This window comes from Streptomyces cacaoi (assembly GCF_006539165.1).
GTDB lineage: Bacteria > Actinomycetota > Actinomycetes > Streptomycetales > Streptomycetaceae > Streptomyces > Streptomyces cacaoi.
The window spans coordinates 699677-714592 of record NZ_BJMM01000002.1 but is presented as its reverse complement, the minus strand read 5'-3'; the positions used below and the strand labels follow the sequence as shown (position 1 = coordinate 714592).

Sequence of the window (14916 nt, the reverse complement as noted above, 5' to 3'; positions counted from 1 at the left end):
GTGTTCTCTCTCACAGATCCTGGTTGTCGGCCTGCCTGGCCTGGGCCCTGCGTGCGCGCCGGGAGACGCGGCCGGCGGCTGCGGCGGCGCCTGCCTGCGGCCCGGTGGTGAGGCCCATCAGTTCGGCGAGGTTGTCCACGAAGGCGCGGACGGTGGGGAATTCGATGAAGGAGGTGGGCGGAACGGTGAAGTCCACCTCCTTGCTGAGCTTGGAGACGACCTCGATCAGCACCAGCGAGTCGACGCCCATGTCGAAGAGGTTGGCGTCGAGCCCGACCCGGTCGCGGCCGCCGAGCAGCCGTCCGGCCTCCTCGACGAGCCAGTCGGTGATCAGCTCCACGCTGCGGGCGGGGTCGGCCGGGTCGAACTGTGCGACCAGCCGGCCGCTGTCGTCCGTCTCCGTGCTCTCGCCGGTGCGGCCGGGCTCGACCCAGTACCTGCTGCGCTCGAACGGGTAGGTGGGCAGCGGCAGTCGCCTCAGGTTCCGGCCGGCGTGCACGGCCGCGAAGTCGAGGGCGGCGCCGCGCACCCACTGCTGTCCGGCGAGCGTGAGCAGGTGGGCGGCTCCCGCCGGGGCGCCCTCGTCGGGGGCGAGCCGCAGCAGCGGCCGTTCCTCGTCGGCGAGCAGCCCCTCCAGGGCGTCCGCGGCTGCCGCCGAGGGCGAACCGGCCGTGTCCGCCGCCCAGTTGGCGGGCTGCCGGCTCTCGTCCTCGGTCAGCCAGCCACCGGTGCGGGCGCTGAGCACGGGCAGCCGCGGCGGCTGCACCGCGGTGGGTGTGCCGCCCTCGGCGAGGGCGAGGGCGTCCGGCAGCGCGAGGGCGCCGGTCAGGGCGGCGGCGACGGCGAGGCCGGTGCCGGCGGCGGCCAGCCCGGCGGGGGTGACGCCCCAGTCGAGGAGTGCGGTGGCGACCGCGTACTCGTGGCAGAAGGCGGCGCGTACCCCGCCACCGGCCGGCAGGGCCTCCGGTTCCACTCCCCCGGGGAGCGCGGCGGCGCAGGCGTCGACGGCGGACCGGTAGGCGGGCACGGCGCGGTACAGCTCCGCGCTGTCGGCCGCGGCGGCGCCGGCGCCGGTCAGGACGAGCACGGGGTCGCCGGTCTCCTCCGTGCCGGCCGTTCCGCGCAGCAGCCGTTCCTCCTTGCCGAGGGCCAGCGCCATGGCGGCGTCGCGTGCGCCGTCCGCGACGAGGGCGAGCCGGTGGCGGTGTCCGCGGCGGCCGAGGCCGAGGGTCGCGGCGACGTCGCCGAGGTCGAGGTCCTTGTGCTGCCGCAGATGGCGGGCGAGCGCTGTGGTGGCGCGGCGCAGCCCGGCCTCGGTGCCGGCGGACAGGACGAGCAGTTCGTGTGTGCGGGCGGCCGGGGCGGGCTCGGGGGCGGCGGGGGGTTCCTGGAGCACGATGTGCGCGTTGGTGCCGCCGATGCCGAAGGAGCTGACGCCGGCCCGGCGGGGTCCGTCGGTGGCGGGCCAGTCGGCGGTGCCGGTGCTGACGTAGAAGGGGCTCGACGCGAAGTCGATCTCCGGGTTGGGCTCGGTGAAGTGGAGGCTGGGCACGAGGCTGCGCTTCTCCAGCATCAGCGCGGTCTTGATGAGTCCCGCCATGCCGGCGGCGGTGTCCAGGTGGCCGACGTTGGTCTTGACCGAGCCGAGGCCGCAGAAGCCGGTGTCGTCGGTGCTCTGGCGGAACGCCTGGGTGAGCGCAGCGACTTCGATGGGGTCGCCGAGCGGGGTGCCGGTGCCGTGTGCCTCGACGTAACCGATGCTGTCGGGCGTCACATCGGCGACCTCGTGGGCGTCGGCGATGACTTCGGCCTGCCCGGCGATGCTGGGGGCGGTGTAGCCGGTCTTGTTGGCGCCGTCGTTGTTGACGGCCGATCCCTTGACGACGGCGTGGATCCAGTCGCCGTCGGCCAGCGCTTCCTTGAGGCGCTTGAGGACGACGACGCCGGCGCCGCTGCCGATGACGGTGCCCTGCGCCTGGGCGTCGAAGGCCCGGCAGTGGCCGTCCGGGGAGAAGATCATGCCTTCCTGGTACTGGTAGCCCTGCCCCCGCGGGGCGAGGTGCACGGCGCCGACGAGGGCCATGTCGCACTCCCCGCCGAGCAGTGCGAGGCATGCGGTGTGCACGGCGACGAGGGAGGTGGAGCACGCGGTGTTCACGCTGAGGCTGGGGCCGCGCAGGTTGAGCTTGTAGGAGGTGCGGGTCGCCAGGAAGTCCTTGTCGTTGGCGAGCATCAGCCGGTAGTGGTCGACGGAGGACGCGGCCCGGTAGCGCTCGCTGAGGTTGCTGAGCATGTAGGTGTTGAGGCCGGCGCCGGCGTAGACGCCGATGTGGCCGTCGGTGCGGTCCGGGTCGTAGCCGGAGCGTTCCAGTGCCGTGAGGGCGCACTCCAGGAAGATCCGGTGCTGCGGGTCGAGGATCTCGGCCTCGTCCGGGGTGATCTGGAACAGGTCGGCGTCGAACAGGTCGACGTCGGGTATCTCCTGGCCGGCCTTCACATAGCCGGGGTCGGCGAGGCGTTCGGGGGGCACGCCCGCGGCGAGGAGTTCCTCGTCGGTGTAGCGGGTCAGGGTCTCGCGGCCCTCGTGCAGCACGTTCCAGAACTGCTCGACGGAGTCGGCGCCCGGGAAGCGGCAGGCCATACCGATGATGGCGACGTCGGTGTCGGAATAGGTCATGGTTTCCTCCTCAGCGTCCGTTCGCGTCCGTCAGCTCAGCCGGATGCCGAGGTCGTCGGCGACCGAGCGCATGTCGAGGAAGCTCTGCGCCACGAACCGGGCGGCGTCCTCGGTCGCGTCCATGCGCTGGAACACGTCGATCAGGGTCTTCTCGTGCTCCTCGCGGCTTCCCTCGCCGGCGGCGATGGCCATGACGACCTCGCCGAGCTGGTCCTCGACGGGCGCGAGGTCCAGCGCGCGGGGGAACTTGATGCTGAAGGTGTTCCTCGCCTGGTCGCCGTTGCGCCGCACCGAGCGCACATGGCTGGACGCGTTGAGCTTGTAGAACATGCAGTCCCAGTTCTTGAACGAGTAGTAGTTCAGCAGCGGGAACAGCGTGCAGTGGGTCTCCAGCGGCGAGGACTCGTACAGCCCCTTGGCCTGGAGTTCGGCGACGATGTGGTCGGGGTCGTAGTCGTGCCGCATCGCGATGAACGGGAACACGATCTTCGGGAGGTCCTCGTCGTCCTCGAAGAGCAGGTCCTCCAGGCGTTCGCCGAAGAGGGTGCCGGTCAGCCGCTCGCCGAAGGTCTCGTAGAAGCCGCGGACGATCTCGCGGACGTTGGACTCCATGGTGAGGATCTGCTGCGGGTCGGCGCACAGCGCGATGTAGGGGATCTTCCGCTCGTAGGCGTTGAGGATGGCCCGCAGCACGAAGAAGGTGCGGCAGGAGACGCAGGGCAGTTTCTCGTCGAGGTAGCGGCCCGGCTTGGGCGCGGGCCGGTTGAAGACCTCGCGCATCATCAGCTTGATGTTGTCGTCGTCGGCGTCCAGCAGGAACGTCGCCGGGATCTTCTCCTGGGCGAGGGAGATGTTCTGCGCGGCGTGCACGCTCTCGAACGGCACGTCGAAGGTGTAGGCGAGGACCCGCTTGCCGTACTCGTTGACGAACTTGTCCAGCATGTAGGTGCTGTCCTTGCCGCCGCTGTACATGAAGAGGCAGTCGAACTCGCCGTCGGCCGGCGGGGCCTGCTGGAACTCGGCGAACACCTCGCTGGTGTAGCGGTAGTTGACGAGCAGGTCCTCGGCGAAGTCGAAGTTGCAGAGATTGCACACCTGCTGGTCGTCCAGCACCACGCCGGGGTGATCGTCCTTGAGCGAGCAAACGGTGCAGCGGGACATGGAACCCCCTGTTGTGTGTGTTCGGTTTCTTGTGCGGGGGACGTCCGTCATGTGCGCCCCTTCCGGCGGCCGCGCCGCTGTGCCAGCGCCGCGTTGTTCCGGCCGCGCCGCCTGGCCGGCGCCGCGGGTTCCGCGTCGCCGGACAGATGGGCCGCCATGGCCCGGACCGTGGGCCGGGCGAACATGTCCAGGCGGCCGACGGGCCTGCCCAGGCGCTCGCGCAACGCGGCCACCACGGAGGTGAGCCGGAGCGAGTCGCCGCCCAGGTCGAAGAAGTTGTCCTCGGCGCCGACGCGTTCGAGGCCGAGCACCTCGCACCAGACGTCGGCGATACCGCGCTCCAGGTCGCCGCGGAGCGCTGCCGCCGCGCCCGCGACGGGGGCCGTGCCGGGCCGTGGCAGCGACGCCCGGTCGATCTTGCCGTTCGCAGTGAGCGGGAGCTTCGGCAGCACCACGACGGCCGAGGGGACCATGTAGCCGGGCAGGACGTCGCGCAGCCCGTCGCGGAGGGCAGCGGAGTCCAGCTTGCCGTCCCGGCCTGCCGCGTAGGCGACCAGCCGGCGCTCGCCGGGCCGGTCCTCGCGCACCAGCGCGACGGCGGCGGTGACGCCCGGGGCCCGCCGGAGTGCGGACTCCACCTCGCCGAGTTCGATGCGGTAGCCGTTCAGTTTGATCTGGCCGTCGGTGCGCTCCAGGTGTTCCAGCCGGCCGTCGGGCAGCCGGCGCACCACGTCCCCGGTGCGGTAGGCCCGGCCGGAGCCGCGGGCGGCGGGCCCGAAGCGCTCGCCGGTCAGCTCGGGGCGGCCCAGGTAGCCGTCGGCGACGCCGTCCCCGGACAGGTACAGCTCGCCGGGGATACCGGGCGGCACGGGGACGCCGCGCTCGTCGAGGACGTCGCAGCGGGTGTTGCCGATGGGCCGCCCGATGGTGACCGGCCGGCCGGGCCGCACCCGGTCGGAGGTGGACCAGATCGTGGTCTCGGTGGGCCCGTACATGTTGTGCAGTTCGCCGACGCGGTCCGCCAGCCGGTCCGCCAGCTCCTGCGGCAGGGGCTCGCCGCCGCACAGCACCCGCAGCCCGGGGTCGCCGGGCCAGCCGGCGGTGAGGAGCATCTGCCAGGTGGTGGGCGTGGCCTGCACGACGGTGGGCCGCGACCGCTCGATCCGCTCGCGCAGCGCGAAGCCGTCGGCGGCCACCTCGGCGGGCAGCACCTCGACGGTGCCGCCGCGCACCAGCGGCAGGTACAGCTCCAGGCCCGCGATGTCGAAGCACACGGTGGTGAGCGCGAGCAGCGCGTCACGGGAGCCGAAGCCGGGCCGACGGGCCATCGTCCACAGGAAGTTGACCAGCGCCCGGTGCGGCACCTGGACGCCCTTGGGCCGCCCCGTGGAGCCGGAGGTGTAGATGACGTACGCCGGGGCCGCGGGCCGGGAGCGGTCCACGGGCGCGGCCGGCTGCGTCCGCTCGTCCGGGTCCACGGCGGGCACGGGTGTGACGGGGAGGTCCGCGAGGGTGGGGCGCAGCGCGTCGTCGGTCACCACCAGCCGGGCGCCCGAGTCCTGGAGCATGTGGGCGATGCGTGCCTGCGGGTAGACGGGGTCGATCGGCACGTAGGCGGCGCCGGTCTTGAGCACGGCGAGGAGGCTGGTGACCAGTTCCGCCGAGCGGTGCAGATGGACGCCGACCAGGGTGCCGGGGCCCGCGCCCAGTTCGATGAGCCGCCAGGCCAGCCGGTCGGCCGCCTGGTCGAGTGCGGCGTAGCCGAGTTCCCGGTCCTCGAACCGGACGGCGGGCGCGGTGGGTGCCGCGCACGCGAGGTCGGAGATCAGCCCGGTGACGGTCCGCTCGCGTGGATACTCCTCGGCGGTGTCGTTCCACGCGCCGGTGAGCTGTTCCTGTTCGTCGGCTGTGAGGAGCGGGAGGGCGGCCAGCGTGCTGCCGGGCTCGGCCGCCGCCGCGTCGAGGAACAGCGCCAGGCGGTGGGCGAGCCAGCGGGTCTGCGGCGCGGACAGGCCGGGGCCGTTGTCGAAGGTGACGGTGCCGTCGGAGTCGATCCGCACGGTGAGCGGGCGGTCCGCGCCGCCGGTGCCGCCGGTTCCGGTGGCGGTCCCGGCCCCGGTGGCGGGCAGTACGACGGCGACCGGGAGCCGGTGCCGGGCGGTGCCGGGCAGCTCCGGGTGGCGGAGCAGGAGGTCGCGGCGGTACGGCGAGCGGGAGCGCAGGGCGGCGACCCGCTCGCCGGTCTCCTCGGCGAGCTGCCCGAGCGTCCGCTCCAGCAGTCCGTGGGGAGGACGCAGCGGTATCTCGTCGGCCAGCAGGCCGCCGCTTCCGGCGACGGGCGGCGCCGCGAGGGCGACATCGCGTTCCCCGTCGCGGCCGAGGCGGGCCAGCAGCGCCAGGACGGCGGCGAGCGCCACCGCCTCGGCCCGCGCGCCGCCGTTCCCGGTGTCTCCGGCGCTTCCGGCGCCCCCGGCGTTCGCGGTGTCTCCTGCGTTTCCGGCGATCCCGGTGTTTCCGCCGAGCAGGGCCTCGGGCAGCGGGACCGGACCGGCCGGCTCCGGGACGGGGCCCAACTCGCCGAAGCGGGGCGGGAGGGCGGGTTCCAGGGTGCGCAGGGTGCGCAGCCAGCGGCGCTCCTGCCGGTGGGCCGCGCGGACGGCCTCCGCCAGCCGGTCGGCTTCCGTGCCGGACAGCTCGGGGAAGCGGCCGCCGTTGTCCCGTTCGAGGGCCTGTGCCGTCGCCACGAGGTCGAGCGGTTCACCGGTCAGGTCCGCCAGCGCGGTGAGCCGGACGTCGCGGTCGGCGGTGGCGACGGTGAGCGCGTCCGGGTCCGAGCCGGTCACCGTGCCGGGCTCGCCGGTCGAGAGCCGGTCGGTGATCTCGACGCCCCGCACGGCGGCGAACCCGTCCGGGAGGGGCAGCAGCGCGAGGCCGAAGTCGTTGCGGCGGCGCCCGAAGGAGGTGGCCCGCACCAGCGCGTCCAACTCGGCGGCGGGGCGCCGCCAGTCGACGAGGCCGCCGCGGGGAGGACCGTCGTACGCGCCGTGGTAGGTGCGCTGCCCGAGGTCCTGGGGCTGCCGGGTGGCGGTGCCGGCGGCCAGCTCGTCCACCAGCTCGGCGAAGGATTCGACACCGGCGTCGAAGCAGGCGACGTCGAGGTCGCGCACCGTCGCCGCCGGGTCGACGGGCACCTCGCGCTGCTTGAGCACGTCGCCGCTGTCGGCCTCGCGGGTCATCACGTGCCAGGTGACGCCGTGCTGCTCGGCGCCCTCCAGGATGGCCCAGCTGGTGGCGAACAGGCCCGCGTGCCGGGGCAGCGGCCCGTCGTGGAAGTTGACCGGCATCCGCGCCGGCAGGGCCAGCACCTCCTCGGGCAGCATCCGCAGGTTGGCGATGCTGAAGAGGTAGTCGAAGCGCAGGGGTGCCAGGCGTTCGGCGAGGTCGCGGCCGAACGGCAGGGCCGGCAGCCCCTCGTCCTCGGCCCAGGCGAGCAGCTCCGCCGACGGTGACACCACGGCGGCGACCGTGTGCCCGCGCTGCCGCAGCAGCCTGGTGCACTCGACCAGCAGCGTCTCCTCTCCCACCACGACGCAGCTGAACGGCTCGGCGGTCATCGGTCTCCTCCTTCGGACTCCCGGTCGTCGGGGAGCAGTTCGGCCAGCAGTCCCGCGACCTCCTCGTCGGACAGTCCCGAGACGAGGCCCTCCACACCGCCGGACCCCGCGGGACCGGCGGGTGGCTCCGGCTCCTGCTGCGGCTCCCGGGCCGGGGCGGACGCCTGGGGCCGGGGCCGGTCGTGTGCGGGGGCCGCGGCGTGAGGTGCGGTGCGGGTGCGGAAGAACTCGGCGAGCTGCCCGATGGTGATCCGCTCGAACAGCAGCGTCGTCGGCAGCGGCCCGTACACCTCTTCCAGACGCTTGGTCAGGTCGAGCACGACCAGCGAGTCGACCCCGTAGTTCTCGAAGGTGAGGTCGGGGTCGAGCCGCTCGGGTGGCATCTCCAGCACCCGGGCGAAGACCGCGGTCACCTGCTCCAGCGCGTCGTCCTCGCCCGCGGTGGCCGGCGCGGGACCGGCCGGTACGGGCGCCGGTGCGCCGGCCGTGCTGCGCGCGGTGCCCGGGGCGGGCCCGGGTGCCGGGGCGGCAGGCGGGTTCGCGTTCGTCCCCGCCGCCACCACGCCGTCGCTGACGGCGGCGATCACGCTCTGGAACGCGGGCCCCTCCTGGCTCGTCGGCGCCCCGGCGTCGATGTCCGTGAAGCCGCAGGTGGCCAGCGCGTCCCGCCACTGGCGCTCGGTGGCCAGCGGCGAGTGCGGCATCCGCAGCCCCGGGTCGGCGAACCGCCACCAGCCGGATGTCAGGCCGAAGACGAGCGCGAGCTGGCTCAGCGGGCGGGTGCCCTCGGTGAGCAGCAGCACCCCGCCGCGGCGCAGCAGGCGTTTGGCGTGCGTGAGGGTCTGCGTCAGCCGGCGCGTGGCGTGGAAGACGTTGGTGCCGAACACCACGTCGCAGCTGCCGACCGGCATGTCGCCCGCCGCCGGGTCCGACTCGATGTCGAGGGTCTCGAACCGTGCGAAGGGGTGGTCGGCGCCGAACCGGGCCCGCCCCTTGCGGACGAACGCCGGGGAGACGTCGGTGAACACGTAGTCGACGGACGCGCCGTAGGGGGCCAGGGCCGCGAGCACGGCCGCGCTGGTGCCGCCCGTGCCGGCGCCGACCTCCAGCACCCGCACCCGCGCTCCGGGTTCGGCGGCCAGCCGGGCCCGCACCTGGGCGACGACGAGCCGCGCGGTCTCCGCGTTGCACCGGTCGGTGACGGGGTCGCCGCGGTAGACGGCGGCCACCCGCTCCTGCGAGCCCTCGGGGAAGAGCACGTCCGTGGCCTCGCGCCGCCCGGTCAGCACGTCGGGCAGCGCGGCCAGGCAGTCGCGCAGCAGCGCGACGACGGGCTCGATGCCCGGGTGCCGGGCGATCAGTTCGTCGGCGGCGCGTGCCTCCTCGGCCCAGGTGCCGGCCGGGCGGCCGGCGGACCCGTACCGCTCCCCCGCCGCGTGCAGATGACCCGAGTCCGCCAGGAGGGCGAGCTGCGCGGCGAACAGCGCGGTGTGCTCGGGGACGACGCCGACGGCGGCCGCCAGGTCCTGTGCGTCCCGTGGGCCCTGCCCGCGTGCCACCTGTTCGAAGAGCCCCGTCGGGCGCAGGGCTGCCGCGAGGAGCCGGGGTGCCAGCTCCTCCGCCTCGGCGACGGCCGCCTGGTGCCCGGCCAGTGCGCGGTCGGTCTCCGCGGCGAAGCCGACGCGGGGCGGGGTGTCCGGCGCGCTGCCGGGCAGCACGGTCAGCGCCTGCCCCTGGGTCACGCCGAGGTTGTCCAGGATGCGCGGCTCGGCGTCGAGAGCGAGCAGTTGGGGCAGGTCCGCGGCGAGCACCTGCTCGACGGCTGCCATGCCGGCGCGTGCGGTGAGCGGCCTGATGCCCGCGGCCCGCACCCGGTGCAGCACCCGTTCCCTGTCCTCGTCGCCTCCGGCGTGCCAGTAGCCGAGGTTGAGCACCCGCACCGGGAAGGGCAGGGTGCGCGCGGCGTGCAGCGCGTAGGCGTCGGCGAAGGAGCAGCCGGCGGCGTAGCCGGCCTGGCCGTGGTTGCCTTCGAAGACGACGGCGGAGGAGTACATCAGCGCGAAGTCCAGCGGCTCGTCGCGGACGGCGTGCAGCAGGCCCCAGGTGGTGTGGGTCTTGGCGTCGAGGGCGGCCCGCAGCTGCGCCTCGGGCAGTTCCCGCAGCACCTGGTTGACGAGCACCATCGCGGCGTTGATGACGCCGTGCAGGGCGCCGAACTCGCGCTTGGCGACGCGGACGGCCTCGGCCAGTGCGGCGGGGTCCGTGGCGTCCAGGGCGAGGTAGCGCACCCGGGCGCCCGCCGCCTCGAACTCGGCGACGGCGGCGCGCCGTTCGTCGTCCAGCGGTGACCGGCCGACGACGACGAGCGCGGCGCCGTAGGTCCGTGCGAGGTGGCGGCAGGTGTCCCGGCCGACGGCGCCGAGGCCGCCGACGACGAGGTAGACGCCGCCCTGCCGGAACCGGGAGCCGTTCTGCGGCAGCGTCACCCGCTCCAGTGTGCGCACCCGCCGGACGCCGCCGCGCAGGGAGACCGGTGCGGTGCGGGCGGGGAACGGTTCGGCCGCGACCAGCGGTGCCGACGCGTCGGCTTCGGCGGCGCGGACGTCGACGAGGGCGACCTTCAGCTGCGGGTACTCCTTGGCGAGGACCATCGCGACGCCGCCCGGCCCGGCGGGCCAGGGGGTGGCGTCCTCGCCGTGCTCCAGCGGGTGGACGCCGGTGGTGACGACCTTCAGCCGCAGGCCGGCGGCGAGCAGGCCGTGCCGGTCCAGGGCGCGCACGAGGCGGTACAGCGCGATCACGCCGCGGTCCGCCGCGGTGCGCAGCGCGGCCGGGCCGTCGGGCTCCTGTTCGGGCGCGGTGGCGACGAAGTAGACCAGGTCGTATCCGCCGGGTTCGGCCAGTGCCGCGTCGAGCGCGGCCTCGGCCAGGCCGTCGGGGCCGACGGTCAGGCGCCGTATCCGGGCCTGCGGGTGCTGCCGGGCGAGGGCGGAGGCCGGCCCGCTGCCGGGCTGTTCGGCGACGAGCAGCACGCTGTGCGCGGCCGGTGCGGTGTCCTCGGCCGGCCGGTCCGTCCACGCGGGCCGGTAGCCGGCGACGGCGGCGGGCTTGGCCTCGCGGTACACCAGCCCGGTGAACCGGACCCGGACGGTGCCGTGTTCGTCGGTGAGCACGACGTCCCAGCGGTCCTGGCCGGTCCCGGTGATGTGGGACCAGCCGCTGTCCGGTACGGGGCCGAACACGTCGACGCGGTCGGCGGCGAAGGGCAGCATCGGCGGGGCCTGTGTCCCCCTGCTGCGGAACAGCAGCGCCGCCACGGTGTGCAGCGCGGCGTCCAGGACGCCGGGGTGCAGGTGGTGGTGTGCCGCGTCCTCGGTGCCGGTGCCGGTGCCGATCCGGCCGAGCACCTCGTTCTCGCCGGTCCACACCTGGCGGACCCGGCGGTAGAACGGCCCGTAGGGCAGGCCCTGTTCGTCGAGCTGCCGGTAGAAGGCGTCGTGTTCGGGGCCGCTGTCCAGGCGGGTGGTGAGCTGTGCGACGTCGACGGGCGCGGGCGGCCCGGCGGCCTCGGCGAGGCGGCCCCGGGAGCGGACGGTGCCGTCGGCGCCCAGCACCTGGTAGTGCTCCTGGCCGGCCTCGGTGGTGAGGCGGATGCGCACGGGTGTCCGTTCGCCGTCGGCGGTCAGCGGCGCGATCCAGCGCACGTCGGTGAAGGCCGCGGTGTCCCGGTGGTCCCGGGCACCGGCGACCAGGTCGAGGTGGCCGACCCCCGGCAGCAGGGGGCGTCCCTCGACGATGTGGTCCCGCAGGGCGGGCGCGTCGGCGGCGAGGGTCAGCGCCACGTCCCCGGGCGGGGCGGCGGCGAGGGCGGGAGCGGTGCCGGGGAGTGCGTCCGCGGGCCTGTCGGGGATGTCGAGCCAGTGGCGTGCCCGCTCGAACGGGTAGGTCGGCAGCGGCACGCGGAGCCGGGTCGCGGGCCGCAGCCGGTGCAGCAGCTCCCAGTCGACGGTGACGCCGGACGCCCACAGCCGGGCGAGCAGATCGTCGCCGCCGGCGGTGATCTGCGCGGTCAGGAAGTCCTGTCCGCCGACGCCGTCGGTGAACAGGCCGCCCAGCGGCGGGTGTTGGCCGACGGTGCCGCGGTGCAGCCTCGGGCCGCTCTCGCCCCGGCCGGCGGCCGTGAACAGCTCGGCCGCCTCGGTGAGGTCGTGGGCGACGAACGCCAGCCGCTCCGCGAGCGGTTCCCGGCCCACGCGCAGCGTGTAGGCGACATCGGCGAGCCGCAGCGGCTGGGGCCCGGCGGGCTCGGCCAGGGTGCGGCCCAGCTCCGCGGCGTACTCCCGCAGGCGGTCGGCGTCCCGGGCGGAGAGCACGATCAGCTCGGGCTCCCCGGGCGTGTCGGCCGGGGGCCGGGGCGGTACGTACTCCTCCAGGATGACGTGGGCGTTGGTCCCGCCGGCGCCGAAGGAGCTGACGGCGGCGCGGCGCGGCAACTCGGCTCCGTCCGCTGCCCGTTCGCGCGGCCAGGGCGCGGTCTCGCGCTGCACGGTGAACGGTGAACGGCTGAAGTCGATGACGGGGTTGAGCTCTTCGGCGTGCAGGGTGGGCACGAGTGTGCCGTGCCGCAACTGGAGCACGGCCTTGGTGAGTCCGGCGATCCCGGCGGCGCCCTCCAGGTGTCCCACGGAGGACTTCACGGAACCCAGCGCGCAGAACCCGGTGTCGGCGGTGTGCCCGGCGAACGCCTGGGCCAGCCCGGTGTGTTCGATGGGGTCGCCGAGTGCCGTGCCGGTGCCGTGTGCCTCGACGTAGCCGATCGTCCGGGCGTCGATGCCCGCGGAGGCGAGCGCCTGCTCGACCAGGGCCTGCTGGGCGTGCGGGTTGGGCACGGTGAAGCCGCTGGTGCGTCCGCCGTGGTTGACGGCGGTGGCCCGGATGACGGCGTGCACGGTGTCGCCGTCCCGGACGGCCTCGGAGAGCCGCTTGAGCACGACGGCGCCGACGCCCTCGCCGGGCACGTAGCCGCTGCCGTCGGCGCCGAAGGCGCGGCAACGGCCGTCGGTGGAGAGCATGTTCCGGCGGCTGAGGTGGACGTACTTGTCCGGGTGCACGGAGACGTTGACGCCGCCGGCGACGGCGTAGGAGCACTCGCCGCGGCGGATGCTCTCGCACGCCTGGTGCACGGCCACGAGGGAGGCCGAGCAGGCGGTGTCCACGACGACGCTCGGGCCGCGGAAGTCGCCCGCGTAGGAGACCTGGTTGGCGATCGAGGAGCGGTTGGCCAGCACCGACTGGTGGTTGCCGCGCGCGGACTCGGTGGCGGCCAGCACCGCGTAGTCGTCCCACATGACGCCGACGAAGACGCCGGCGTCGTGCCCCTGCCCGCCGAACTTGGGCGCGGGGATGCGTGACGGCGGGTAGCCGGCGTTCTCCAGCGCCGACCAGGCGGTCTCCAGGAACAGCCGCTCCTGCGGGTCCATGGAGCGGGCCTGCTTGGGCGAGATCTGGAAGAACAGCGAGTCGAAGGCGTCCACGTCGGACAGGAAGCCGCCCCAGCGGCTGTAGCTGCGGCCCGGGGTGGACGGGTCGGGGTCGAACAGCGCGTCGGCGTCCCAGCGTTCGGCGGGGATCCCGGTCACGCAGTCGCGGCCCGCGACGAGGTTGTCCCAGAACTCGTCGAGGTCGCGGGCGCCGGGATAGCGGCCGCTGACGCCGACGACGGCGATGGGCTCGTCGTCCTCGCGCGCTGCGCGGTCCTCGTGTGCCTCGCCGTTCCGGGGTGTGTCGCTGTTCCGGCGTGTGTCGCGCGGCACGGTGCCGGCCGCGGCGGACTGCCCGGTGGGTGCGGACGGTTCGCGGCCGGTGGACGGCTCCCCGGCCGGTGTCCGGGGTGCGGCCGGTTCGGGGAGCAGCGCGGTGACGGCGTCGCGGTGCTCTGCCAGGAGGTGGTCGGCGAGGTCGTCGACCGTGCGGTACTCGAAGAAGACCGTGCCGCGCAGCCCGGGGAAGTCCTTCCCCAGCACCGCGTTGGACTCCATGATCAGCACCGAGTCGAGGCCGTAGGCGTCCAGCGGGGTCCGGGGATCGAGCCGTTCCGGTGCGAGCTTCAGCACTCCGGCGAGCACGCCGCGCAGGTGCTCGACCAGCCGGCTGCGCAGCCCGTCGCCCGAAGCTGCCGGGGATCCGGCCCGCGGGGTGGCCGGTGCGGGCTGCGCTCCCGGCCCGGCCGGTGCGGCGTCGACGGTGGTGGCGTCGCCGAAGACGGGCAGCAGCCAGGGCGCCGTGGTGGACAAGGCGCGCTCGAAGGCGTCGAGGCCCTGCTCGGCGGTGAGCGCCCGCATGCCGCTGCGCCGGGTGTAGGCGGCCAGTTCGTCCTCGCTCACCAGCGCGTCGACGCCGCCGACGGACCACAGCGGCCAGGCCAGCGACAGGCTGCGGCCGTGCCGGGAGCCGGCGCGCACCAGGGAGTCGCGGCGGGCGGTGAACAGGTCGGCGAAGCGGTTGGCCGTGGCGTAGCTGGCGGCGCCGAAGTCGCCGAGCAGCGACGACACCGAGGAGAACACCACGAAGAGGTCGAGTGCGTCGTCCCTCGTCAGCCGGTCCAGCTGGACCAGGCCGCGGGTCTTGGGGGCCAGCACCCGTGCGAAGCGCTGCCGGTCGCCGTCGCTCGCGCGGCCGTCGTCGCCGACCCCGGCCAGGTGGAAAACGCCGTGCAGCGTGCCGAAGCGTTCGCGTGCGGCGTCCAGGGCCGTGGCGAGTTCGTCGCTCCGCGCCACGTCGGCGCGGAGCGCCAGTACCTCGGCGCCCTGGTCGGTCAGGCTCCGCAGCGTCCCGGCGTCCGGTGCGGTGCGGCCGATGAGGACCAGCCGGGCCCGGTGGGCGCGGGCCAGATGTCCGGCCAGCACCCCGCCGATGGCGCCGCGGCCACCGGTGATCACATAGACGCCGCGCTCGCGCAGCGCGGGTTCCGCCGGTCCGGCCGCGGGCTCCTCGAACGGGCGGAGGGCCCGCACCTGGCGGTCGCCGTCCGCCGTCCTGCGCACCTCCAGACCGCCCGCGCGGGGCGCGGCCCGCAGTTCCACGGCCACCGCGGAGGCGAGTTCGGCGGCGGACGTCCCGGCGGGCACGCCGAGGGTGAGCAGTTCGAGCCGGGGCGCCGTCGCGGCGGTCGAACGGGCGAAGCCGGCCACCGCGGCGTGCTCGGGCCGGTCCGCGCCGTCGTCCTGCGGGTGGACGAGGGCGCAGCGGACGCGGCCGGGCAGCGCGCCGGACGCGGTGGCGGTGAGCACGTCGAGCAGCGCGGAGCAGGTCCGCTCCAGGGTGTCCACGGCCGAGGCGTCCGTCTCCGCGTCCGTCTCCGCGTCCGGCCCGGTGGCCGGGGACGGCGCGGCAGCGGGCGCGAGGACGAGGTCGAGCCCCTCGGGCCCGGCCAGTTCGGCGAGCCGCTCAGCGAGCCCGTCGGCG

Annotated in this window: 4 protein-coding genes (1 of these 4 running past the window's edge); all 4 read right to left on the bottom strand. The window is 74.8% G+C overall.

The window, feature by feature from the left end; genetic code table 11:
* Positions 1–10 precede the first annotated feature (10 nt).
* Tightly spaced (at most 47 nt apart), the 4 genes in view from SCA03_RS03265 to SCA03_RS03250 form a layout consistent with a single transcriptional unit that may run on beyond the window.
* The gene (locus tag SCA03_RS03265; protein ID WP_141275185.1) at positions 11–2677 is read right to left on the bottom strand and encodes a type I polyketide synthase; all 2667 of its coding nucleotides are present in this window, start codon (positions 2675–2677) and stop codon (positions 11–13) included.
* 30 nt (positions 2678–2707) lie between these two features.
* A complete protein-coding gene (locus tag SCA03_RS03260) occupies positions 2708–3838 on the bottom strand; it encodes an adenine nucleotide alpha hydrolase family protein (RefSeq protein ID WP_030884594.1) in 1131 nt (376 codons plus the stop codon).
* Positions 3839–3885: 47 nt separating this feature from the next.
* A complete protein-coding gene (locus tag SCA03_RS03255; protein WP_086814603.1) occupies positions 3886–7452 on the bottom strand; it encodes an amino acid adenylation domain-containing protein in 3567 nt (1188 codons plus the stop codon).
* Positions 7449–14916 carry the 3' portion of an SDR family NAD(P)-dependent oxidoreductase gene (locus tag SCA03_RS03250; RefSeq protein ID WP_230988462.1) on the bottom strand. 7823 nt of this gene lie beyond the right edge of the window, so 7468 of the gene's 15291 nt are visible here — the last part of the coding sequence; its start codon lies off the right edge, out of view; it ends in the stop codon at positions 7449–7451. Before SCA03_RS03250 ends, SCA03_RS03255 begins: the two co-directional genes overlap by 4 nt.

Coding starts and splice junctions, on each gene's coding strand:
- SCA03_RS03265 (WP_141275185.1), bottom strand. CDS start 2,677: ATGACCTATTCCGACACCGACGTCGCCATCATCGGTATGGCCTGCCGC.
- SCA03_RS03260 (WP_030884594.1), bottom strand. CDS start 3,838: ATGTCCCGCTGCACCGTTTGCTCGCTCAAGGACGATCACCCCGGCGTG.
- SCA03_RS03255 (WP_086814603.1), bottom strand. CDS start 7,452: ATGACCGCCGAGCCGTTCAGCTGCGTCGTGGTGGGAGAGGAGACGCTG.